Here is a 20,542-nt window from a genome sequence, read left to right as displayed (position 1 = left end):
TGTTTTTAAAAAGACACTCTAGGCGCCGCCCGCGCGCGTTAAAAATGCGTCCCCGCCCCCCCATATCAAAAAATTGGGGGGGGTTTAAACGGCCCCCGCGCCCGCTCCGGGGGGCGCGCCTCAAAATCCGATCAGGAACTGAGGAAATGACCGTCTTCATGCGTCAGAAAATAGCGTATCTTTTACTGACATTCAAGGCATCGAAAAAATAGGCCTCGCTGTCGGGTTGCTAGGTTTCTCGACAGGGTGCGAGAGCCCAACCAAGCGCCGCGGACTCAGTTGGCGGGCCGCAGCGACAGGGTACCTGGAGAAAGCTTGTCTGGGCGAGCCTAAACGGATTCGGGCACGAAGATCATGCCGGCCGCCGGCCCGTCGGAAGGTAGCCTGCTAGAGGCTGAGATTGCGGAAAGCTGCCGGGACATGACCGCGACTAAGCGACGGTTCAATGCCGAGCTTCATGCGGCAAATCTTGGCTCCGGAACTCCCGTTACGCCGAGGCCGGTGATGGCAAAAAGGCTGCCGCGCAAGACACCGTCGCCCGGAAAGCGCGGCAGCGGCGGTTTGGCCATCGACGTGACGTACAGGGTGTCGAGCTTCGGCCCGCCGAACATGACGCTGGTGATCTTCTTGACGGGCATGTCGATGATGCGATCAACGCTGCCGTCGGGCGCGTAACGCACCAGCCTGCCGTCATAGACCAGCGCGTTCCAGAGGAAGCCCTCGGTATCGACAGTTGAGCCGTCGGCCGCCCCTCCCCGGCTGGTATCGACGCGGGTGAAGGTGCGCCGGTTGTTGGCGGCGCCCGTTTCGATATCATAGTCGTAGGCCCAGATCTCGCCGGTCCAGGTGTCTGCGAAATAGAAGGTGCGGTCGTCGGGGCTCCAGCACGGGCCGTTCGAGCAGATGATGCCGGAATCTATTCTGGTGACGGAGAAATCGGGATCGAGCCGGTAGAGCCCGCCGGAGGGTCCCTCTTCCATCGTGTCCATTGACCCGGCGAAGAAGCGGCCGCGCCGATCGACCTTGCCGTCATTGAGCCGGTTCATCGGCCTGTCCGGCTCTGGATCGTGGATCAGCGTCACCTCGCCGGTGGCGAAATCAAGCAGATGGAAACCGCGCTGCAGCGATACCACCGCGCCACCGCCGTCCTTACGCAATGCCATCGAACCGATCTTCATCGGCACGTCCCAGCAACGGATCTCGCGGCCGTCGGCGGTCGCCCGAAACACACGCCCGTCGAAACTGTCGATCCAGTAGAGGCGCTCCTGTTCAACGTCCCACAGCGGTCCCTCACCCAGCGTGGTCTTCACGTCCACCACGACCTCGATCTTCATGCCGTCCTCCTCTGTTCGAACCTTGCAGAAACCGGTCAGAACGCGACCTGGTCGCCGCCCTTCAATGACAGAATTTCGCGGGCCTCGTCGGGCGTCGCCACTTCCATGCCCAGTCCTTCGATGATCTTGCGGGCAAGCACCACCTGCTCGGCGTTCGATTTGGCAAGCTTGCCCTTGCCGGCCCACAGACTGTCTTCGAGCCCAACGCGAATATTGCCGCCAAGCGCTGCCGATTGCGCGGCGATGCGCAACTGGCTGGCGCCGGCACCCAGCACCGACCAGCGGTATTGATGCCCGAACAGGCGATCGGCGGTGCGCTTCATATGGGCGACGTCTTCCGGGTGCGTACCGATGCCGCCGAGCAGGCCGAATACGGATTGTACGAAGAACGGTGGTTTCACCAGCCCGCGATCGGCGAAATGGGAGAGGTTATAGAGATGGGCGATGTCGTAGCACTCGAACTCGAAGCGCGTGCCGTTGTCGTAACAGGTCTCCAGTATGTACTCGATGTCCTTGAACGAGTTGCGGAAGACCAGGTCACGGGTCGCTTCCAGGTGCGGCCTTTCCCAGTCGAACTTGAATGTTTCGTATTTGTCTACGAGGTGATAGAGCCCGAAATTGATCGACCCCATGTTGAGCGAGGCGACTTCCGGCTTGAACTGGGCGGCGGGGCGCACACGCTCCTCCACCTTCATGTAAGGACTGCCGCCGGTGGTAATGTTGATGGCGGCATTGGTGCCTTGCTTGACGCGCGGCAGGAAACGCGCGAACGCCTCCGGCGTCTGGTCGGGCTTACCGGTCTCAGGGTCGCGGGCATGCAGATGCAGGATCGCCGCGCCAGCCTCCGCCGCCGCGATCGCCTGCGAGGCGATCTGGTCCGGCGTGATCGGCAGATAGGGCGACATGGTCGGCGTATGGATTGCTCCCGTCACCGCACAGGTGATGATGACCTTACCCTTGGTCTGCTGGGTGCCGGGCTTGCGGCTTGTTTCCGTCATCGTCCAAACTCCTGATCCGATTTTTTCTTGTGCGCCGCCAGCGCCATCAGCCGGCGGTCGCGCCAGACCTGCCGTTCGCCGAGTTCTTCCCGCGGCAGCCGCTTGCGGCGCTCGGCCTCGACCGTTTCCATGACTTCGCCCGCCCAGTCGACCCGACGCAGCATCTGCGGGAAGATGTTGGAATAGATCGTCTGGTAGCGCTCTACATAGTCGCGCACACCACCAGGTGCGTTGAGGTCGATCGTTTCGAACGGACCCATGAACGACCAGCGCAGCGCCAGCCCCTCGCGCAGGCCCGTATCGACGTCCTCGACACTGGCATAGCCGTCGGCGACAAGCCGGAACGCCTCCTCCAACAGCGCGCCCTGCAAGCGATTCATGATGAAGCCGTCGAGTTCGCGCTTCATCACCAGCGGCGCGTGGCCCGCTTCGACAAGAAAGGCGCGGGTCCTTTCCACCGTTTCGGCGGAGGTCCATGGCGCCGGCACGACTTCCGCTGCCGGGATGAGATAGGGCGGATTGATCGGGTGTACGACGAGGCAGCGATGGCGCCCCTGCAGATGATCGGTGAATTTCGACGGCAACAGCGCCGAGGTGGAACTGGCGATCACCGCCTGCGGACCGGCAAGCGCATCGATCCGGGAGAACACTTCACGCTTCACCTCAAGGTTTTCCGGTGTGTTCTCCTGGACGTGGACGGCATCGGCCAAGGCTTCGCCAAGCTCCGCCACAATGGTGATGCGGCCGAGCACGGCATCGACCGCTTGTCCCCGCAGCAAATCGTTGGCGGCGAGGTCGCCGAGCACGCCGGCGATATAGTCGCGCGCACCGCTGGTCGCGGCCGGCGCCTGGTCCCACATGCGCACATCATGCCCGGCACGAGCGAAGCTGATCGCCCACGCTCGCCCGATGAAACCGCTTCCGACAATTGCTACCTTCGCCATGATCGCCCCCTCAGAGTGTCTCGACGTTGCCGTCGACGCCGAGCGACTGGCCGGAAATGTTGACGCCCGCATCGGAAAGCAGGAAAGCCACCATCGCCGCGACATCGTATGGGCTGGTCATACGGCGCAGCGAGATGTTCTGCAGATAGCGTTGTGTCATCTCCTCGTTTGAAACGCCTAATTGCTTTGCCCGGTCGGCAATGACCTTGTCGATGCGCGGCCCTTCGATGATGCCGGGCAAGATGGCATTGACCCTGATGCCATGCGGTCCGAGTTCCTTGGCAAGACTCTGAGTCAGGCCGACAACGCCGAACTTGGCAGCCGAATAGGGGGTGCGGAACGCGTAGCCATGGCGGCCGGCGGCCGAAGACATCGAGACAATCGAGCCGCCGCCCGCCGCCTTGATCAGCGGCACGGCACGCCGCGCGCACAGGAACTGGCCGGTCAGGCAGATATCTATGCAACGCCGCCAGTCTGCCGGGTCGATCTCATCGACGCCGCCGGTCGGCCCGGCAATGCCGGCATTGTTGATCAGGGCGTCGAGCCCGCCGAGCTTCTCCTTGACAGTCTCGAACAGCCGGTCGACATCGTCGTCGCGCGAAACGTCGGCTTTGACTGCGGCGGCGAGCGTAATCCTCTCTGGAGCGGCAGCCAGCGCCTCGTCGGAAATATCGCAGATCACGACACGCGCGCCGAGCCGCGACAGCGTCTCTGCAATGGCAAAGCCGATGCCGCCAGCGCCCGCCGTGACCAGCACGCGCTGGCCTCTGATCCCGGTCAGGAATTCGTCCGCCGATGCCGGTGCACTTGAGCTCATTGTTCCATCCCTTTCACTGAATCCGCCTTTCGCGCAGCGCCATGACGGCACCGAGCACCACCAGCCCGAACAGGATCGCCCGCGTCGCGTAAGGCAGCGTCGTGCCGGCGAGCAGCATCTGCAACGCGGTCAGGAGCAGCACCCCGCCCAGCATGCCGAGATAGTGGCCACGCCCGCCGGTGATCAGCGCACCGCCGACCACGACGACGGCGATGGAGGGCAGCAGATAGTCGTCGCCCATGCCGAGGCTGGCCTGGCCGGAAAAGCCGGTCAGCATGATGCCGACCAGCGCCGCGCAGACCGCCGACAGCACATAGACGAGGATGAGCGTGCGACCGACCGCGACGCCGGAGAGCTGGGCTGCGCGCAGGCTGTTGCCGATGCCGTAGACGCGGCGGCCGAAAGCCGTGCGGCCGAGCAGCAGCACGGCAAAGACGACGAAGGCGACCATGAACAGCACCACCGGCGTGATGGCGAATATCTTGCCGGTCATGAACCAGCGCAGCAACGGCGAGGAGAAGCCGGCCGGCGTCCCTTGCGAGTACAGCAAAGCGAAACCTTGCAGAATGCCGTTGGTGGCCAGCGTCATAACGATTGGCGAGATGCCGAGAAAGACGACGCCGACACCGTTGGCGAAACCGATGAGGCAAGCGACGGCGAGCACCGCCGGCAGCGCATAGGCAAGTGCAGCGTTGGATCCGTTGACCATACCTGCGAGCAGGATTCCCGACAGGCCGATCGTCCACGGCACTGACAGGTCAAGCCCGCCGGTGAGAATCACGCTGCCTTGCCCAAGCGTCAGGATGGCAAGGAAGCTCGACAGCACAAACAGCGAATTCCAGTAGCCAAAATTGACGATGGCGCGCCCGAGCCAGATCTGGGTGACGATCACGACGATGGCAAGACAGACATAGGCCGGCAGCGCATAGCGCAGCGTCTCGGCATTACGGACATGGAAGGCAGGCTGCGGCGCCTGCTGGTCGCCGGCGCTGCCCCGCGCAATTCTCAGTCGCCGGTCGGTGCGATCGATCTGCGAGGGCAGCATCCCGGCGCGCCACGCGGCCAGCCGAGCCCGCAGCGCGCGCAGTTGGCGGGCAAGCACGGAGCCATGCGACAGCGAGCCGGCAAGCACGGCAAGGATCAGGATCGTGCCCTCGGCGATCGTCGAATAATAGGCCGAGACGTTGAGCACGAGCAGGATGTTGACGACCATCATCAGGATGTAGGCGCCGAAGACGGTGCCGACCGGCCCACCTTGACCGCCGCCCAGCCTTGTACCGCCGACCACGACCGCCGCGAACATCGATAGCAACAAAGGGTTGCCGACCAGCGGATCGCCGCTGCCCGTCTGGGCGCTGATGAAAACGCCGGCAAGCCCATAGCAGCCGCCGGCAATGACATAGACCAGGAAGCGTACGAGAACGACGCGCACACCAACCGCGGCGGCGGCATCCGGATCGCTGCCGACCGCATAAAGCGCTGTCCCGAAGCGTGTGCCTTTGAGCCAGAACCAGCCGAGCAGGACGACGCCGATGACTACCAGCGGCATCGGTATCCAGCCGGCGATAGCATCACCGAGATAGAAGGCGCCAAGATCGGGCGAGACGAAGCCGCCGGGCTTGTCCATGACCAGCAGCGTTACCCCCTGCAGAATGAACATGGTCGCCAGCGTGACGACGATAGGCTGCATGCGCAGGACGGCAATGAAAAAGCCGTTGAAAGCGCCGACCAGCATGCCGACCCCAATTCCGGCCAAAGTCCACAGCGCGACACTCGTGCGGGTCGCCATCGGATCCATGCCGTTTGCCAGGACGACATTGACCAGCGAGATCACCGCCCCGGCGGACAGGTCGAAACCGCCGGACAGAACGACCAGGGTCTGGCCGATCGCCGCCAATGCCGAAGTGGCGCCGCCGCTCGACAGGAACGAAATGTCGAAATAGGTGAGCCGCCCGGCACTGACCAGATCGACGATCAGCAGGAGCGCCGCAAAGACTATCGCCGCGATGATGGCGCCGCGATGCCGCGCGAGGAGCCGCGACAATGTCGCGGTCGGTGCCGCGGCGGCCAAGCTCGTCACAGTCATTCCGCCGCCTCCCGGACCAACTCGCCATGGCCAAGCGCCGGCCGCATGATCGCGCCTTCCGTGATCTCGTCGCCGGCAAGCTCCGCCACCAGATGGCCGTCATAGAGGACGAGCACCCGGTCGCATTGATGGACCAGTTCGGGAATTTCGGTTGAGTGCAGAAGGATCGAGCCGCCGGCCGCCACATAGTCGCGCATCATCACGTAGAGCTCGTGCTTGGTGCCCACATCAATGCCCCGGGTCGGATCGAAAAGCAGCAGGATCCGGCTTTCGGCGACGAGCCATTTGGCAATGGCTATCTTTTGCTGGTTGCCGCCAGAGAACGCCCCTGCCCTCGTCCACAAGGCACTGCTATCGACCTCCACGGTCGAGAAGGCGGACTGTACGGCCTTTGCCTCCTCGTCTGTTCTGATCAGGCCAAACCGGGTGAAGCGTGCGACGACCGGCAGCGATGCATTCTGCCGGCCCGAGAGCTTCAGGAACAGGCCTTCGGTCTTGCGGTCCTCCGGCACTAGCCCGATTGCCATATTGGGCTTGAGCGCATCGGCGGGCGAGCCGAGCCACACTGTGCGACCGTCGACCAGGATATGACCGCGCTCGATCTCGGCCATGCCGAAACAGGCGAGGAACAGGTCGAGCTGACCCATGCCCTGCAATCCGGCAACACCGAGGATCTCGCCCTTGCGCAGGTCGAAACCGACGCCGTCGAGCTTCCTCCCGGCCTTGAGATCGCGTACGCCGAGCACCGGCGGACCAAAGGCGGCCTCGCTTTCTGGTTTCGGCGGGAAGGTCTGGGCGATGCTGCGGCCGATGATCTTTTCGATCACCTCACCATCCGAAACATCGGCGACCGGCGCGGTCACGATGTGGTGGCCGTTCCTGAGAATGGTCAGCGTGTCGCAGAAAGCCCGCACCTCGCGCATGCGATGGGTGATGAACACGACCGTCGTACCGGCTGCTTTCAACTGCGCGATGATGCCGCCCAGCCACTCGACATCGCCACCCGACAGCGTCGAAGTCGGCTCGTCGAGCAGAAGGATGCGCGGCTTGCGATAGAGCGCGCGCGCGATTTCGATCTTCTGGCGGACGGCGAGATCGAGCGTCGCTACCTCGGCATCGAGATCGACCGTTAACCCCAGATCGGAGATGTGCTTGCGGACGGCCTTGCGCGCGCTCAACCGCCTGATCAGGCCGATCGGACCGACGGGCGCGTATGGCAGCAACATGTTATCGAGAACGCTGAGATCGCGTACCAGCGTCATTTCCTGGAAGGCTGTCTGCACGCCTTTGGCGTGCGCGGCGCGCGGCGAACCGAGTGGCGCCGGTTCGCCTAACAGGGTGATTTGCCCGTCGTCGGGCCGTGCCAGCCCCGACAGCAGCTTGACGAGCGTGGACTTGCCCGCACCGTTCTCGCCAAGCAAGGCATGCACGCTGCCGGAAGCGATCTCGAAGGAAACGCCATCGAGGGCGACTGTCGCGCCAAACGCCTTGCGGACGCCCTCTATGCCGACAGCTGTCGAATGCGCTGACATCATGATCCCAGTCCCGGCCTGCATCAGAGGTACGTGGAGTGCCTCGAAAGCACCCCACGCCCACTTTCGGAGTGCCTACTCCTCGGGCTGGCCTACAAGGGCGGCTGCGAGACCGATTTCCGGTGTCTGATCGGAGAAGATCGAGGCGAACCAGCCTGGGTTCGAGACCAGCGACGGTTTGAACGCGTTGCAACCAGCCTTCATCTCCGCCCATGTGCCTTCGTCGCAGAGCTTTATCGTCTCGTTGGTGACGACCGGCAGTGGCAGGATCGTCTTCTTGGCAACGTCCTTGCCCTCAAGCGCCTCGACGGCAAGCTTGAGAGCGAGCGCCCCGGAATAAGGCGGCGAGGCGTAGGAAATGCGCGACGCGCCGAGCGGTGCGTAGGGAGACGTCGCGCCCTCGACCTCCGTGCCCTCCGGCAGCATCTGGATACGCCCGCCATTGGAACCTTCGCCGGCGCAAGGCAGGAGTTCGCTGGTCTTCTTGCCGGCCTCGAGCTGCATGGAATTGGCGGTGAAGCAGCCGACCTGCATCCACAGCCCGTTGATGTCGTCCCAACTGCGCGTCGCCAATATTTTGGAAAGTTCGGTACGGGCAACCGCCTGGCTCCACATGCCGACAGCCTCGCCGACGATCTTGATGTCGGGATGCTTGGCAAACACCTCCTTCGCGGCTTTGGTGCGCAGATCATCGACCGAGGTGCCGGGGACGCCGGTCACCGCGATGATGTTGCCTTTGCCATTAAGCTTCTTGACCAGCCACTCCGCCGTCACGCGGCCAGCCTCCTCCTGGTCGATATGGACATTGTAGGCGCAGGGCTCGGTGATCTCGGCATCATAGGCAAACACCTTCACGCCCTTATCGCAGGCGTTCTTCACCACCTGGTTGAGCGCTGTCGGCGAGATCGGGAAGATCACGATGGCTTCGGCGCCTGCCTGCACCATCGCATTGATCTGCTGGATCTGGCGCTGTGCGTTCGGCCCCGCCACCTGGACCTGGAGGTCCACCTTGTCGGCCATGCTCTTGTGCGACGCCATCGCCTTGACCATGTTGGCGGCCTCGGCCTGCCAATCATTGCCGATGAAGCTCATGCTAAGAAATATCTTGTGCTTTCCGGCCGCTTCGGCGGCGGACGTACCAAGAACGCAAACAGCTATTCCGGCAAGCAGCGCAAGCCGCCGGCCTTTCGATCCGATACCCATTCGAAACTCCTCCCAGTTCAGACGACCGAATGCCTCCCAAGGGTACGAGACGTACTCCTTGTCATTCGATGCGGCTGACCGTATCATGATTTGATCAAAGATCAATGATGAAATGGCTGAGAGGCAAAAGCTGGACACGCGGGCGCTTGACGCGGCAATTCGAACCTTGCATTCCGGGCACAGGCGCCGGGGATGACAAGAGCGTCGCCCGAACGGGGGAAGGTTGGCAGAAATGGCTGGGGCAGCATTCAGGAAGCCGGGCGTCGAGATCACGCCGCTGTCCAGGGAAACCCTGCAGGACAGGGTTTACCGGCACGTTACCGAGTTGATCCTCGACGGCAGCATCGTTCCAGGTGAGATGGTGACGGTGCAGAGCCTCGCCGACGCTTTCGGCGTCAGCCCGATGCCGGTTCGCGAGGCACTGCGGCGTCTGAGCGCCGCCAACGCCTTGATGGTGGTTTCCGGCCGTTCGATCGGTATCCCGGCATTAAGTCGTGCGCGGCTTATCGATCTCAGGAACGTCAGGTTCGAAATCGAGGCGATCGCCGCCGCATGGGCCGCAGAACGCATTGACGATCACGGCGTGATGCTGCTGGGCCAGCATCTGGAGGCACTCGAGCAGGCCAATGCCGCCGGCGACGTCAAATCCTATCTCAGGGCCAATTACGCCTTTCACTTTTCCATCTACCGGGCCGCGGGCTCGGAAAACATGCTCAGCATCATCGAGAACCTGTGGCTGCAGATCAGCCCCTATTTCAACATGCTGCACGATTCTGGAAACTATTCGACCGCCAACCAGCACCATCAGCAGATGTTTGCAGCGCTGCGAGACCGCAATGCGGAAGCGGTCCGGGCGGCGGTCCGCGCCGACATCGACGCGGCTTTCACAGTGCTGATCAAACTGCTGAAGTAAGATTCCTCGAAGTCGCGCTGGTACGGCGGCGAGCCGCCGCTAGCCACGAATATGTCCATCTGCGTGTAGCGCCCGCCCGTCTGCATCCCTGAGATCAGGAAGGTATAGACTCCGGCTCCATTTCAGAGGCTTCGACCGCCGCGATCTCGTTCGCGCCGAGCTCCGCTGTCAGCTGGACCCGCCGGTCGCGCTTCGACAGCCGGACAAAATCCTCGTAGGCCAGCAGCACCGTGCGCGGGCGACCGTTCTTGGTGATGATGACCGGGGCGCGGACCGCGGCATCCTGATAGGCGCCAAAATTTTTCGAGACGGCGGCGGCGGGGACGGTGGTGGTCATCGGCGAGACTCCTTTATTCCGGAATATACGGGCTTTCCGCAACTGTCGGGCGCCCGCCAGATGGAAACGAGGCAGTGACAGGGCAACTCCCAAAGACCCGGAATGGTAGAATCGTCGCGAGACGGCCGAAACCCTCGACGCACGCGATTCCGTGCTGCCCTTCGACCGCGTCGATTTTTTTCTGGTCCTCGGACAGGGTGACGATGGTCACGCCTGCGAAACTCAGGCCCTTGAAGACGCCTGCCACGTCCTCCTGATCGCGACTGATGGGATCCAGCGCCTCTGACAGAATCATGCCGAAACGGCCCGCCTGAGCATCGGCAAGAAGCGACTGAATACAAGGGATGCTCCGGAGATGCCCGGTCGGATTAGTTCTCTACCGGTCCATCCCTCGCGCGGCGCGCTCACAACACCGGCGCAACTGGTCCTCGATGGAGGCGTCGCGCTGGTTCTCGGAGGAATAACGGGCCTAAAGGGCAATACGGGACATGGGCTGGCTCCTATCGTTACGGGCCGGGGGCGCGCTCGCTACAGGGTGTATGGTTGGCGTATCCCCGGATCGTCAGGTGGAAGGTCTTTGGTATTGCGGGTCACTAGCAAGCGTCCGGCGGTTTGCGCCGTAGCCCAAATCACGGCGTCGGGCAGCTTGATGCGATGTGCTCGCCGCAGCGCTACTGCACGGTTGGCGATCTCGTCGTCCAGAGCGATGACTTTGAAGCCTTCGAGGAAAAGCCGGTCGGCTCGACCAGATCCGGGTCTTCGCCAACCATCACTTCCATCCAGGTGATGATACTGACGGCACGGCTTTCGAACCGCTCGATTTCCTCGCAGGCCCGGGGGACGGCGTTCAGATAGTCGATGAGGATATTGGTGTCGAAAAGCGCGCCTACCATTCGCGGCGCACTTTCTCCTGATAAGCCAGCCCATCAACCTTGCGCTTACCCCATAGGCCGAAGCCATCCTCGACCTGCTCGCGATGATGGCGCTCGAGATAATCGTCTATTGCCGCCCGGATCAGGGCCGCACGGGATTGGCGCGCCCGTTTGGCAAGAGTGTCGAGGGCTTCAACCTGGGCATCGTTCATGTCGATAAGGGCTCGCATCGTAGACTCCATGATGTGCCTTATACATGTCGTATACTCGATACATCGGAAGGGAAAAGATCGTCTCGGGAGCATGTCTCGAGGCAGTCTCTTTACTCCCTGGCGGCCTCGTCTTCCATGGTCGGGGTGTTCAGGGGTTTGTTGTCGTTCGCTGCGGTGCGCGCGGCAAAAATCCTCACGTGCTATGCGGCGGCCGATGATCTGCGCAAGCTGGAGCGCGACGTCGTCGCCCTTTCGCAGCGCCTCGGGATCCGGGGCCGTCCGCGTCGCCATGACTATTGGCCCCCTCTTTCTCTACCGGTGCGTTTCCGCTCACCGGTCACGGCCAAGCTTCTCCCTCTGGCCGCCACCTGACCGGATCGGCAACCCACCTGTTGATATCGGATTCCCGCCATCCTGCGCCGTTGACGCTGATCCTGAACTGGGCCGGGAACGTCCCTTCGGCGATCTTGCTGTAGATTGTGGATCGTGACAGGCCGGTGCGAGCAAGGACGGTGTTCAGGCGGCGACGTCAAATCCTATCTCAGGGCCAATTAACTTCTCGATACAGGGCCGCCGGCTCGGAAAACATGCTCAACATCATCGAGAACCTGTGGCTGCAGATCAGCCCCTATTTCAACGTGCTGCTATTCGGCCGCCAACCAGCACCATCAGCAGATGTTTGCGCTGCGTGACCGCGACGCGAAGGCGGTCCGGGCTGCGGTTCGCGCTGACATCGACGCGGCTTTCACAGTGCTGATCATATTGCTGTCGGTGTTCGGGATGGACGCCCCCACCTCGAACCACCAGCTCGGTGTAGGTGTGGACCTAGGGAGCTGCTGACTACCAAGCGCGGCCGGCTCTACACGCACATGGCTGGCGCGCTCGATCTCGGCAGCCCGGTTAAGACGGTTCGCGATTTCACCGATGTTCATGGCGCGCCTCCTTTTCCTGGCTGTTCTGTTCCTCACCACCGTCCGTGCGGTTGATTGTCACCGTGCACGTGATCAGGGAATTCCAGTCCGGGCCGTGTTCGATGACGTTATGAAGCTCGGAAATCTCTTCTAGAAAATGCTCGATCGCAATGGGGCCGTTCTGGTGGGCGTAGACTAGGACCGCTTTCCAGCGCTTGTCACCATGAAGCGTTACGACGTTACTCATGCCGAGTGTCTCCTGGGTCACGAACAAATCCCGCTGGATGCCCGCGGGGCCAAATGCCTTGACCACCGCTCATATAGCACGCGTCGAGTGCGAACCTCGGTGGGACGACGCCGCGAAAAGTCCTGGGCAACAATCTGGAGCTCATCGTTCGGGCAACCATCCCATGTTATCAATCGTTCGCCGGCGCGGCGCTCAATTTTCGCCGGGCAAGCTCGCACCAGCCTCAGGCGGCGGATCGCGGTCGACAACATGCCGTAGAAGGAAACGCCAAGGTCAAGGCGCAGATCGCCATTGCTCGCGCGATGATGCGCTAGGCCGGCCTTGACGATTGCCAGACGAGCGCCAGATGGGGCCACATGAAGCGGGTCAGGACTGACAACCTAAGCATTTCATCCATTGACCGGTGTGCTGGCAGAATATCGACGCGCACGACTTCGGACAGGTGTCTCACCACGCCGAACCGCAGCATCAGCCACTTTCCCGGGCGGTAGCTGTTTTACGAGCGCCTAAAGAGGTTGGACGTCATGGCCAGACCAATCATCCACTTTGAAATAATAGGGCGCAATCCAGCGAATCTGCGGCGCTTTTACTCGCTACTCTTCGGATGGGAATTCGAGGTCGGCGGAGCAGTGTCGCCGCTTGTTTCCGACGCAGGCGACTATGGCTTCCTCGCCCCACCCTCCGGGGCTCAACCGGTGGCAGGGGGTGTTGGAGGCGGGAGGAATTTTGATCCACACACCATCATTTACGTCAGCGTGACCGATATCGAGACATACCTGGCCAAAGTAGAGCAGTTGGGCGGGTCACGAGTTCTTGGGCCGGAACGCTCGCCCGGCACCCCGCTGACGATTGGGCAGTTCCGAGATCCCGAGGGTAACCTCGTCGGTCTGGCACAAATCGACGAAAACACCTGATCTCTTCAATAATCGATCCCGTGGCAGCAACGGCGGCCAGCTCGTGCGTATGGCGATCGAACTCACTTGCCCGGCCGGCGTGCTGCCGAGCGAAGAGGCAGTCAACCTACTCTATGGACCGTTGCCGGTGCATGAGGGCGAGGCGCTTGCAAAAGCGATCATTGAGACTGTCGAGCGGCTGACCCAGACTATCGACGCTTTGCCGCCGCTGTCCGGGCCAGCGCTCCCGAGATCAGATCAGTCGTAGACCTTGACGATCTTGCGCGTGCTCGGATCCACCAGAACGGTCCGGTTGTCGACCACCACGTAGCGATATTTGACGTTCGGCACTTCATGAAGCTCGACTGTATCCGGAAGGGCCGAACCGATATTGAGCTCCACTCCAGGAATTTTCACCGAAGCGAGCGGCTGCTTCTTCACGAATTCTTTGATGACGGTTTCCTGCTGCGGTTCGATAATCACATCCTGGGCGGCAGCGGCACCAATGCCGGCCAACAACAGAAATCCCGCGGCTGCGGTGGAAAGATGCATTCTCATAGCCGTCTCCTTGTTGAATTTTGCCGGGACGCAGCTTCATCGCGCCAAGCTCACCTCAACGCGAGCCAACCAACGAACGTTCCTCGACGGGGCTTAAACCACTAGACCGTAAGACCTAAGTCTGGCCTACCTGCGCAATGGTCCGTGCACAGGCCGCGACGGGAACAGCCGTAGCTCTTTGTAGTTGGTGCGTCATCTCCGAGAGGAGAAATCGGCGCAAGAACAGGCCCTTCATGCGCTGATTAGGGTCCGCCGACCATGCTGGATTTGGCAGGCGGACCCTTAGTTCCCCGAACGCCCCGGATCGTCGCCAAAGCCCAGCAGCGAAGCGTGGCGTATGTACTTATGCTCGCCACGAAGATGCTTGATCCGCAGCTTCACGCCTGGCTCCACCCACTGCGTCGCCGGTCGCTTCTTGACGCCTTCCGGAGGTGGGCCGGCATGTTCCTTGACCCGCTTCCACAGCCGTTCCTTCATGTCGCGACCCAGGCTGATGAAGGCCGAGCCGACATATTTTCCGGTACCGGGTTGCGCCAGCAGGGCGAACGCCGCCTTGCCAGGCTCCCGCTCAACGCCGAGCAGTTTGATGTTGGCCCGCTCCGATACGGGCTCTCCGCGCGCTTGGAGACGATGCCCTCAAGCCCCGCCTGGTCGGCGAGATAGAAGATAGCCTTAGGGTCGCCAGGGATGGCTTCGCTGAACTGGATGCGGCTGTTCGGCTTGATGATGCCGAACAGCATTTCGCGGCGCGCCTTGCAGCCAATATCGCGAAGATCGTGCCCATCAAGATATATGATGTCGAAGGCGCCGAGAATCATTGCATTAGGGATCGCTGTGGACGGCCTGCTGCAGCGCGTCGAAGTCGGGCAGACCGGCCGCATTGGTGACCACTGCCTCACCCTCGAAGATCGCGTTCTTGACGTCGAGCTCGCGCGCGGCTTCGACGAGCCCTTTGTATTTGCTCGTCCAGTCAGCGCCGGACTTGGTGAAGGCGCGGATATCTTCGGAGCTGTTGATGACGATCGGGGTGCGGTAGCCGTCGAGCTTGATCTCGTGAATCCAGTGTTCACCCTCGGGTGGCTTTGGGACCAGCTTGGGCTCCATCGGCGGAATGAACTCGAGCTGCCGCCGCCGGTACTTACAATTTTACGCACCCAGTCAATACTAGGTACAAAGCTTATATTAGCCAGAGTGAACGGAACGTGATTCCGAACGGCTACGGCAACGCGCGCGGGCTCACCTTGCGCTCAGTGATGAAGAGCTATCCAAATGATAAGCCCGAGCAGCAGAACAAAAACGATCGCGGCGCTACGTCTGACCCCACGTTTCAGGGATTCAGTGAGCCCATACTTCTCGTACGCCCGCTGTGGATCGACGCGGACATCCTCTTGGAATTGGAGTTCAATTCTTTCCTGCAGGCTGAACTCAGTTCGCTCTTTTTTTGACATTGGTGCTCCCCAGACCAGCCCGCTCTCTGCCGCCCCCATCTGCTCGCCATCATCCTCCCTTAGGAAGAGATGTCCATGGGCGTCAGCCGCCATTGCCCGCGCCGGCCGCAACGAAAGTTACTTGCCGGCGTTGCTGTCGATCCAACTCGAAGGAGGACCCAGATGGCTGACGATAGGAGTAAGCGGGATTTCCGAGACCGCAATCGCGTATCCGCGGACGAAGACTATGAGGTGGAATATTTCGCCGAGCAGAACGGCCTGACGCCCGACCAGGTTCGGCAGTTGATCAAGACCTACGGCAACGACCGCGCCCGCCTGACAGAAGCTGCAAAATCGCTTCGTCTCCGGTGATCCCCGAACAAATGCACCAACGCAATTCAGCGATATTTCTTCGAAGGCGGGCCTATCGGTGGAGAGACTTGCTGCGTTAAGATGAACCGCCGCGCCGGTCGGGTGTTACAGCACCAAAAAGTCCCGCCGCACTGCCAGGACGGCGGGACCCGATCAAGCGACTTGCACCAAGCTAGGGACTTCGGGGGTTGGGCTGGTGCGCGCGATCAGGTCGACTTTAGGCGCATGATCTGTAACGCGTCCACCAACCGGCGGTTTTAGTCAGCGCCGGCGTCCGACCCGGTCATGGCTGAATTGCAACAGAGTTTTGGCCGGCAAGCCGGTGCAGAAGGCGCTACTTGGCAAACTAAGGGGGGCACGGGGTCTTCGCGTGAGCCAGTTATCCGATCACCCGCTCAGAAATTTTTACCAAACATTTCCAGGAACAAATTGAGTCCGGAGCAGATCGCTGAGGAACCCTTCGGTACGCTTTCGCACATCGAATTGATCCTTATGACGACGGTAGTATCATCGAACCCTTACAACCGGGGGGTTGGATGGGCGTTGCAAGGATCGATCCAGTGTTGGAGGAGGCAATTAATGCGGTCCTCACCAGGGCTGACCGAGAGGACACCATATCGATTTCTGCCGCGCTACGCCGGGTTCGGGAGGCGGCACCTCATTTGGTCGCGACAGACCAAGAGATAAAGGACGCCATAGTCGAAGTTGCCGATGCCCTTCGGCTGCCAGTAGCGGACAATGACACGTAAAGGCTGCTAAGGAGGGCGGCCCTCTGTTTAGGGCTCGGAGTGCCCGATGTCCGGTTCCGCCTCCACATCGTGGCGCGTGCCCCTCATGGGAACATCGCCCAGGACGGATGAGCACCGCGTGCCGCAGCCTTCCGACTGATCCTTCGCGGCAATCGCCGTCACCACTAAACCGAATGCAAGCGAAATGGCGAGAGCGACACCCATTGGGAGATGATGCATGCCTGCCCGCCTACCGAGCGCTTCGAAGGCGGTCGATGAACGTTTGGAGACAATCCCATCACGGCCTCAAACATGCCTAACGAACCGTTATGCGCCGTCATCGGTTGAAGGAAGGCTATTTCAGAGCCGGGGGCTGGCTACCCACAGAAGCAGTGCAACGCGGATCCCGTAGGGAACCAGCACGACCGCCAGCGCTACCCAAAAGCCGGGGTCCACCAGCACTGCCATTTCACTGCGAAGCTGTTCAATCGCGTGTTTCCAAGGAGGGCGTGTTTTCAGCCTTCAGCCGCTGCTCCCGGAGCCGAGCCGTCTTTGCCTCTCGGACCGCGCGCTCAACATCGATTAACGACCGGGCAGCATCTGACGTGCGCTGCTCTCTCTCGTCTCTTTGTGTCCAAGTGGGCAAGCGGCGCTCTCCTATGCGAGGCCCCGATCTGGGCGAATAGTGTTATTGATCGAACTATCGTCGCAAGCGGGTGTTCCACCCAAGACAACAAAAAGCCCGCCGACCGAAGCCGACGGGCCAGTGTGACCGACAGCTGATCACAATTTGCTGTCTGGCCGGAGTACAAAGCACCAACACGCGAAAGGGCCGAAAGTTCCGCAGATGCTAATATACAACAGGTTCGGGGCTAGCCCGGAATTCCGGTGGGAGACCCGAATCGTGGAACCTTTCAAAAGCGCATGACTTTTGCCTTCTTGTGGAAGGAGATGCGAAATGAGCCTTGACATAGGAAAGGTCGCCATAGCGTTGCTTGGCCTGCTTGCCTACAAGAACAGGGACAAGATCGGCGAGTTGATCGCTGGCAGGAAATCGACAGATCCCAACGCTAGCGCTGGCTCGCCCGGCGGCCTCGGCGACATCCTGGACCGTCTCAGAAATGTGGGTGCGGGCGATCAGGTAGATTCTTGGGTAGGAAAAGGATCCAACCGACCCGTTCAGCGCGAACAGGTTGAGAAAGCAATCGACCCGCAAACGTTGGACGATCTGGCCGAGCAAACCGGATTGTCACATGACGAGCTTCTCGACCGGCTCACAAGAGAACTCCCCGACGCAGTGGACAAGCTCACTCCCGACGGCCAGTTGCCAGCGAGTAAGGGTCCAAATCTCTTGGACGAGGTCCCAAGGACTGGTCGTACTTAGCGCCACCTCGCCACCGACAGGTAACGTTGCGGGCAAGCTGATCCAGATGGCGCGTGGACTTCGGAGGGCAAGCTTGCGCCGTGCGTCCAACTTTTCCACTGCAAATTTCGCCCGTTCTCAATTTTTTGCCTCCATTTCTCGCGACTCAATTAGCATCCGCTGATGGAACGTCGTCACGCCCTCCGAAGAGTCACGAACGGGTTTTGGGAGGTGTATGATATAGATGACGACCAGGTTGTCTTCACAGACGGGGTAGCTCTGACAAATTTGCAGGGGGAAGAGGCACTTGACGCTCTGGAGCTACTGAAGGGCGGATTCCTGATCCCGAGCAAGCGAAGGCGTTCCCGATACTGACCCGCCTGATGCTTTCCGACAAGGTGCAGCATGGAATTATCGCGCATTACAGATGCGCGATAATTCCTATCGGCGCTCAGGTGGCAAGGTTTTTTGCGCATCTAAAATGCGCGATATTGTTGCGCAGAGATCAGGCTGGGCGTAGTCCGCTCCCTTCGGAGATCGCGACAGCCAACACTGCTCGGATGCATTCTAACGCTGCTAGGAGGAGCCGCCTGGTGTGCGCTTCGCCAAAGCAAGTCTTGCTAAACCTCTGCCAGGCCATTTCAGGGGAATGGAAGCCGTGCCTATTGCCCTGTGGACGTTGCGACACAGCAGCGATTGGGGCACATTCCAGGCCATGTGCAATCTTTACAATATCACGACCAGCCAGGAGGCCATTCGCCAGTGGACCCGCGCCTTGCGCGACATCCTCGGCAATCTCGAACCCTCCATCGACATCCCAACCAGCCAGGCCCGGTGGTGCGCAATGCGTCGGACGGCGAACGCGAACTGGCCAATCTGCTGTGGGGCATGCCGACGCCACTGGAGCGGGTGAAGGGCAAGGCCGACTACGGCACCACCAATATCCGCAATCCGCAATACGGCCACTGGCAGCAATATCTCGGCATCGAGAACCGCTGCGTGGTGCCCGTCACCAGCTTTGCCGAGCCCAGCCCGACGCCCGGCGACAAGGACCCCGAGACCGGCATCCAGCGCAACTACTGGTTTGCACTCGGCGAGGACCGCCCGCTGTTCTTCTTTGCCGGCCTGTGGACGCGCTGGCAGGGCATTCGCAAGGTCAAGGACGGCCCCGGCGATCACCAGGTCTATGGCTTCATGACGACCAGGCCCAACGCGCCGATCCACGACAAGGCAATGCCGGTGATCCTGACCACGCCGGAAGAAACCCAGACCTGGCTCACCGCGCCATGGTCGGAGGCAAGACACCTGCAGCGCACGGCGCCCGATGATGCGCTGGTGATCGTCGACAAGCCGGCGACACAGATTAAGTTCGCGGCAGCGCCTGAACACGCGCCGGCGCAAGGGTCGCTGTTTTAGGTATGAGTCAACACTCGCTCCGCACTTAAGCGAACGGGCCTTGTCGCGCCGTCGCGCTCGCCCTTTGGCGCCCCCTGTATGGTCTAATAAGTTAGCTGTGGTCGGCTGTTCGCCAATATGCTCCCATGCAGTTGGCATACGTCACGCAACCAGTTCCCCATGTATGGAAACCTCTTGCAGCAGATTTTCGGCCGAGCACCAACTGGGATGTCCGTCATGGTGGCCGTAAATTCAAGGAAGTTCCTGCCATCTCCGAAGTGCAGGAACTTTTAATTGTTCGCCGGTTCAACTACGCTTATTCGGATGCCACGCGGAACACGTGGGCAGGAAGGAGGAAGGCATGCTTCGGATTGCCACCCTTGCGACTTTCAGCATTGGCTTTGCCGTTTTCGCAACCATGTCGGCGCCACAGTCCCAAGCCGCACCTTGCGGTATTGTGCACAAGCAGGCCCGCCAGCCGCTGAATGACCAAAATTTCTGGCTGCTCGCTGAACATGGCGGCAGGGCCTTCGTTGACCAACGCACTTGCCTCGTCGCCAGGATAGACAGGCTTGATCAGCCTGCCACGCTGAGCGATGCGATGGGGTATTGCGCTACGCTCGGACAAGGCGGGCCGTACGGCGACATGGGCTGGCAACTTCCGACGATGGCGGAATTGACGAGCCTCGATTCGGCGGACTGGCCAAGGCAGCGCGAGGCGTTCGCGCAATACAAGCTGCCACCGCTCGCGCGTAGCGAAACCGAATACTGGACGCGCACTGAATGGCCAGGGCTGGCAGGATCCTTCGCGGTCGTCACATTCAGTGCACCCACGACTCTGGTGCGTCCGCTTGAAGCGACCAAGAAGGCAAGCGCATGGTGCGTCTTTGGGGTGCCGGCCACAGGCGTGGACTAGCTACTGGCGTGACCTATTGAGCACCATATCGCTCTTATGCGAGCTATATTTCCGCGATTGTGGAAGGTAATCATAGAGTCGTTATGAATTTGCCAAATTGGCGATCGCCAGGCGATCGCTGGACGTTGGTCTGCTCTTCCTCAGCGCAGTTCTTCGGCTTCTCAGGCCAGATCGTGACCTTCCGCACTCGAACGTGGGCGCCGAACGACGCTTGGACGAGGCCAAAGCAAGCGGAAAGACAATTCTTTACGATATGTTAACTGCCTCGACACTTAGGCCGAGTTTTCCGGGATGGAATGCAAAAAGCCAGGTGTGTTGACAGACAAATTGTTTTAACTTACTTTATTGAGGCGTTTTATAGCGAATGTGAGGTTGAATTGGCCACGCCTTTGGCGGCCAATTTTCGCTGTAACGAGCAAATACCAAAAGTAGCCTGCTAGATATTGCCAGTAAAAAAGCAATGGGGCCGCCGCTTCGGCGGGAG

25 protein-coding genes and 2 pseudogenes are annotated in these 20,542 nt (G+C 61.0%); 8 read left to right on the top strand and 19 right to left on the bottom strand.

The window, feature by feature from the left end:
* Window positions 1-455: 455 nt before the first annotated feature.
* The 7 genes from NKH70_RS31475 to NKH70_RS31445 form a co-directional block, all read right to left on the bottom strand.
* The gene (locus tag NKH70_RS31475; RefSeq protein ID WP_353027146.1) at window positions 456-1,334 is read right to left on the bottom strand and encodes an SMP-30/gluconolactonase/LRE family protein; all 879 of its coding nucleotides are present in this window, start codon (window positions 1,332-1,334) and stop codon (window positions 456-458) included.
* A 35-nt stretch (window positions 1,335-1,369) separates the two neighbouring features.
* Window positions 1,370-2,332 carry a 3,5-dioxohexanoate:acetyl-CoA acetone transferase gene (kce, locus tag NKH70_RS31470; RefSeq protein ID WP_352979686.1) on the bottom strand — a complete coding sequence of 321 codons (963 nt, stop codon included), beginning with the start codon at window positions 2,330-2,332 and terminating at the stop codon, window positions 1,370-1,372.
* Complete coding sequence (locus NKH70_RS31465; RefSeq protein WP_352979684.1) at window positions 2,329-3,276, bottom strand: 3-hydroxyacyl-CoA dehydrogenase; 948 nt, start codon at window positions 3,274-3,276, stop codon at window positions 2,329-2,331. Before NKH70_RS31465 ends, kce begins: the two co-directional genes overlap by 4 nt.
* Before the next feature lie 10 nt (window positions 3,277-3,286).
* Entirely contained in the window at window positions 3,287-4,093 is an 807-nt protein-coding gene (locus NKH70_RS31460) for an SDR family oxidoreductase (protein WP_352979682.1), read from the bottom strand.
* A 13-nt stretch (window positions 4,094-4,106) separates the two neighbouring features.
* A complete protein-coding gene (locus NKH70_RS31455; RefSeq protein WP_353027145.1) occupies window positions 4,107-6,179 on the bottom strand; it encodes an ABC transporter permease subunit in 2,073 nt (690 codons plus the stop codon).
* Window positions 6,176-7,714 (bottom strand): sugar ABC transporter ATP-binding protein, encoded by a 1,539-nt coding sequence (locus tag NKH70_RS31450; protein WP_502908439.1) that lies wholly within the window; start codon window positions 7,712-7,714, stop codon window positions 6,176-6,178. Before NKH70_RS31450 ends, NKH70_RS31455 begins: the two co-directional genes overlap by 4 nt.
* A 72-nt stretch (window positions 7,715-7,786) precedes the next feature.
* Complete coding sequence (locus tag NKH70_RS31445; RefSeq protein ID WP_353027144.1) at window positions 7,787-8,914, bottom strand: sugar ABC transporter substrate-binding protein; 1,128 nt, start codon at window positions 8,912-8,914, stop codon at window positions 7,787-7,789.
* Between the two features lie 232 nt (window positions 8,915-9,146).
* Here NKH70_RS31445 and NKH70_RS31440 point away from each other — a divergent pair, with 232 nt between their 5' ends.
* Window positions 9,147-9,827, top strand: a complete 681-nt coding sequence (locus tag NKH70_RS31440; protein WP_292654482.1) for a GntR family transcriptional regulator — start codon at window positions 9,147-9,149, stop codon at window positions 9,825-9,827.
* Window positions 9,828-9,921: 94 nt separating this feature from the next.
* Here NKH70_RS31440 and NKH70_RS31435 read toward each other — a convergent pair whose 3' ends face one another.
* The 4 genes and pseudogenes from NKH70_RS31435 to NKH70_RS31420 form a co-directional block, all read right to left on the bottom strand.
* On the bottom strand, window positions 9,922-10,164 hold the full coding sequence (locus NKH70_RS31435) for a type II toxin-antitoxin system Phd/YefM family antitoxin (RefSeq protein WP_353027143.1): 243 nt from the start codon (window positions 10,162-10,164) through the stop codon (window positions 9,922-9,924).
* Window positions 10,165-10,177: 13 nt separating this feature from the next.
* Window positions 10,178-10,459, bottom strand: a complete 282-nt coding sequence (locus tag NKH70_RS31430; protein ID WP_352979673.1) for a hypothetical protein — start codon at window positions 10,457-10,459, stop codon at window positions 10,178-10,180.
* A 233-nt stretch (window positions 10,460-10,692) separates the two neighbouring features.
* Window positions 10,693-11,057: pseudogene (locus NKH70_RS31425) on the bottom strand (type II toxin-antitoxin system VapC family toxin).
* Window positions 11,051-11,266 (bottom strand): ribbon-helix-helix protein, CopG family, encoded by a 216-nt coding sequence (locus NKH70_RS31420; protein WP_352979672.1) that lies wholly within the window; start codon window positions 11,264-11,266, stop codon window positions 11,051-11,053. Before NKH70_RS31420 ends, NKH70_RS31425 begins: the two are co-directional and overlap by 7 nt.
* Before the next feature lie 117 nt (window positions 11,267-11,383).
* On the opposite strand from NKH70_RS31420, the gene NKH70_RS31415 reads away from it, so the two are divergent.
* Window positions 11,384-11,620, top strand: a complete 237-nt coding sequence (locus tag NKH70_RS31415; protein WP_352979670.1) for a hypothetical protein — start codon at window positions 11,384-11,386, stop codon at window positions 11,618-11,620.
* On the opposite strand, the gene NKH70_RS31410 is transcribed toward NKH70_RS31415, so the two are convergent.
* From NKH70_RS31410 to NKH70_RS31400, 3 genes are all read right to left on the bottom strand, one after another.
* Window positions 11,586-11,768: a helix-turn-helix transcriptional regulator gene (locus tag NKH70_RS31410; protein ID WP_352979690.1), complete on the bottom strand. Its 183-nt coding sequence runs from the start codon at window positions 11,766-11,768 to the stop codon at window positions 11,586-11,588. The genes NKH70_RS31415 and NKH70_RS31410 overlap by 35 nt on opposite strands.
* A gap of 148 nt (window positions 11,769-11,916) precedes the next feature.
* The gene (locus NKH70_RS31405; protein ID WP_352979668.1) at window positions 11,917-12,180 is read right to left on the bottom strand and encodes a hypothetical protein; all 264 of its coding nucleotides are present in this window, start codon (window positions 12,178-12,180) and stop codon (window positions 11,917-11,919) included.
* Window positions 12,167-12,427 carry a hypothetical protein gene (locus NKH70_RS31400; protein WP_353027142.1) on the bottom strand — a complete coding sequence of 87 codons (261 nt, stop codon included), beginning with the start codon at window positions 12,425-12,427 and terminating at the stop codon, window positions 12,167-12,169. Before NKH70_RS31400 ends, NKH70_RS31405 begins: the two co-directional genes overlap by 14 nt.
* Before the next feature lie 503 nt (window positions 12,428-12,930).
* On the opposite strand from NKH70_RS31400, the gene NKH70_RS31395 reads away from it, so the two are divergent.
* Both NKH70_RS31395 and NKH70_RS31390 read left to right on the top strand, forming a co-directional pair.
* Window positions 12,931-13,320: a VOC family protein gene (locus tag NKH70_RS31395; protein ID WP_352979664.1), complete on the top strand. Its 390-nt coding sequence runs from the start codon at window positions 12,931-12,933 to the stop codon at window positions 13,318-13,320.
* A gap of 49 nt (window positions 13,321-13,369) precedes the next feature.
* Window positions 13,370-13,567, top strand: a complete 198-nt coding sequence (locus tag NKH70_RS31390; RefSeq protein WP_352979688.1) for a hypothetical protein — start codon at window positions 13,370-13,372, stop codon at window positions 13,565-13,567.
* Here the strand turns inward: NKH70_RS31390 and NKH70_RS31385 are convergent.
* From NKH70_RS31385 to NKH70_RS31365, 5 genes are all read right to left on the bottom strand, one after another.
* Entirely contained in the window at window positions 13,558-13,857 is a 300-nt protein-coding gene (locus tag NKH70_RS31385) for a DUF1236 domain-containing protein (RefSeq protein ID WP_352979662.1), read from the bottom strand. The genes NKH70_RS31390 and NKH70_RS31385 overlap by 10 nt on opposite strands.
* Window positions 13,858-14,139: 282 nt before the next feature.
* Complete coding sequence (locus tag NKH70_RS31380) at window positions 14,140-14,334, bottom strand: hypothetical protein (protein WP_352979660.1); 195 nt, start codon at window positions 14,332-14,334, stop codon at window positions 14,140-14,142.
* A complete protein-coding gene (locus tag NKH70_RS31375) occupies window positions 14,331-14,675 on the bottom strand; it encodes an ATP-dependent DNA ligase (protein ID WP_353027141.1) in 345 nt (114 codons plus the stop codon). The genes NKH70_RS31380 and NKH70_RS31375 overlap by 4 nt, the downstream gene beginning before the upstream one ends.
* 4 nt (window positions 14,676-14,679) lie before the next feature.
* A complete protein-coding gene (locus NKH70_RS31370) occupies window positions 14,680-14,961 on the bottom strand; it encodes an ATP-dependent DNA ligase (RefSeq protein WP_352979656.1) in 282 nt (93 codons plus the stop codon).
* 143 nt (window positions 14,962-15,104) lie between these two features.
* The gene (locus NKH70_RS31365; RefSeq protein WP_352979654.1) at window positions 15,105-15,398 is read right to left on the bottom strand and encodes a hypothetical protein; all 294 of its coding nucleotides are present in this window, start codon (window positions 15,396-15,398) and stop codon (window positions 15,105-15,107) included.
* Between the two features lie 69 nt (window positions 15,399-15,467).
* On the opposite strand from NKH70_RS31365, the gene NKH70_RS31360 reads away from it, so the two are divergent.
* The 4 genes and pseudogenes from NKH70_RS31360 (at window position 15,468) to NKH70_RS31345 (ending at window position 20,058) form a co-directional block, all read left to right on the top strand.
* Window positions 15,468-15,656, top strand: a complete 189-nt coding sequence (locus NKH70_RS31360) for a DUF3606 domain-containing protein (RefSeq protein ID WP_352979652.1) — start codon at window positions 15,468-15,470, stop codon at window positions 15,654-15,656.
* 1,686 nt (window positions 15,657-17,342) lie between these two features.
* Window positions 17,343-17,768 (top strand): YidB family protein, encoded by a 426-nt coding sequence (locus NKH70_RS31355; protein ID WP_352979651.1) that lies wholly within the window; start codon window positions 17,343-17,345, stop codon window positions 17,766-17,768.
* 694 nt (window positions 17,769-18,462) lie between these two features.
* A pseudogene (locus NKH70_RS31350) lies at window positions 18,463-19,163 on the top strand (SOS response-associated peptidase).
* A gap of 340 nt (window positions 19,164-19,503) precedes the next feature.
* Window positions 19,504-20,058 (top strand): Lcl C-terminal domain-containing protein, encoded by a 555-nt coding sequence (locus NKH70_RS31345; protein ID WP_352979649.1) that lies wholly within the window; start codon window positions 19,504-19,506, stop codon window positions 20,056-20,058.
* The last annotated feature ends 484 nt before the right edge of the window (window positions 20,059-20,542 follow it).

The organism is Mesorhizobium sp. M0991, assembly GCF_040318915.1.
Classification (GTDB): Bacteria; Pseudomonadota; Alphaproteobacteria; order Rhizobiales; family Rhizobiaceae; genus Mesorhizobium.
Note: the sequence above shows the minus strand (reverse complement) of the source record. Positions and strands in the feature narration are given on the sequence as shown.

What these genes read in the sequence shown, in the direction of transcription:
- NKH70_RS31455 (WP_353027145.1), bottom strand. Translation starts at nt 6,179, where the DNA reads ATGACTGTGACGAGCTTGGCCGCCGCGGCACCGACCGCGACATTGTCG.
- NKH70_RS31345 (WP_352979649.1), top strand. Translation starts at nt 19,504, where the DNA reads ATGCTTCGGATTGCCACCCTTGCGACTTTCAGCATTGGCTTTGCCGTT.
- NKH70_RS31365 (WP_352979654.1), bottom strand. Translation starts at nt 15,398, where the DNA reads ATGGCGGCTGACGCCCATGGACATCTCTTCCTAAGGGAGGATGATGGC.
- NKH70_RS31450 (WP_502908439.1), bottom strand. Translation starts at nt 7,714, where the DNA reads ATGATGTCAGCGCATTCGACAGCTGTCGGCATAGAGGGCGTCCGCAAG.
- NKH70_RS31475 (WP_353027146.1), bottom strand. Translation starts at nt 1,334, where the DNA reads ATGAAGATCGAGGTCGTGGTGGACGTGAAGACCACGCTGGGTGAGGGA.
- NKH70_RS31445 (WP_353027144.1), bottom strand. Translation starts at nt 8,914, where the DNA reads ATGGGTATCGGATCGAAAGGCCGGCGGCTTGCGCTGCTTGCCGGAATA.
- NKH70_RS31385 (WP_352979662.1), bottom strand. Translation starts at nt 13,857, where the DNA reads ATGAGAATGCATCTTTCCACCGCAGCCGCGGGATTTCTGTTGTTGGCC.
- NKH70_RS31380 (WP_352979660.1), bottom strand. Translation starts at nt 14,334, where the DNA reads ATGAAGGAACGGCTGTGGAAGCGGGTCAAGGAACATGCCGGCCCACCT.
- NKH70_RS31405 (WP_352979668.1), bottom strand. Translation starts at nt 12,180, where the DNA reads ATGAACATCGGTGAAATCGCGAACCGTCTTAACCGGGCTGCCGAGATC.
- NKH70_RS31355 (WP_352979651.1), top strand. Translation starts at nt 17,343, where the DNA reads ATGAGCCTTGACATAGGAAAGGTCGCCATAGCGTTGCTTGGCCTGCTT.
- NKH70_RS31360 (WP_352979652.1), top strand. Translation starts at nt 15,468, where the DNA reads ATGGCTGACGATAGGAGTAAGCGGGATTTCCGAGACCGCAATCGCGTA.
- NKH70_RS31370 (WP_352979656.1), bottom strand. Translation starts at nt 14,961, where the DNA reads ATGGAGCCCAAGCTGGTCCCAAAGCCACCCGAGGGTGAACACTGGATT.
- NKH70_RS31415 (WP_352979670.1), top strand. Translation starts at nt 11,384, where the DNA reads ATGGTCGGGGTGTTCAGGGGTTTGTTGTCGTTCGCTGCGGTGCGCGCG.
- NKH70_RS31465 (WP_352979684.1), bottom strand. Translation starts at nt 3,276, where the DNA reads ATGGCGAAGGTAGCAATTGTCGGAAGCGGTTTCATCGGGCGAGCGTGG.
- NKH70_RS31460 (WP_352979682.1), bottom strand. Translation starts at nt 4,093, where the DNA reads ATGAGCTCAAGTGCACCGGCATCGGCGGACGAATTCCTGACCGGGATC.
- kce (WP_352979686.1), bottom strand. Translation starts at nt 2,332, where the DNA reads ATGACGGAAACAAGCCGCAAGCCCGGCACCCAGCAGACCAAGGGTAAG.
- NKH70_RS31420 (WP_352979672.1), bottom strand. Translation starts at nt 11,266, where the DNA reads ATGCGAGCCCTTATCGACATGAACGATGCCCAGGTTGAAGCCCTCGAC.
- NKH70_RS31375 (WP_353027141.1), bottom strand. Translation starts at nt 14,675, where the DNA reads ATGATTCTCGGCGCCTTCGACATCATATATCTTGATGGGCACGATCTT.
- NKH70_RS31435 (WP_353027143.1), bottom strand. Translation starts at nt 10,164, where the DNA reads ATGACCACCACCGTCCCCGCCGCCGCCGTCTCGAAAAATTTTGGCGCC.
- NKH70_RS31395 (WP_352979664.1), top strand. Translation starts at nt 12,931, where the DNA reads ATGGCCAGACCAATCATCCACTTTGAAATAATAGGGCGCAATCCAGCG.
- NKH70_RS31440 (WP_292654482.1), top strand. Translation starts at nt 9,147, where the DNA reads ATGGCTGGGGCAGCATTCAGGAAGCCGGGCGTCGAGATCACGCCGCTG.
- NKH70_RS31390 (WP_352979688.1), top strand. Translation starts at nt 13,370, where the DNA reads ATGGCGATCGAACTCACTTGCCCGGCCGGCGTGCTGCCGAGCGAAGAG.
- NKH70_RS31430 (WP_352979673.1), bottom strand. Translation starts at nt 10,459, where the DNA reads ATGATTCTGTCAGAGGCGCTGGATCCCATCAGTCGCGATCAGGAGGAC.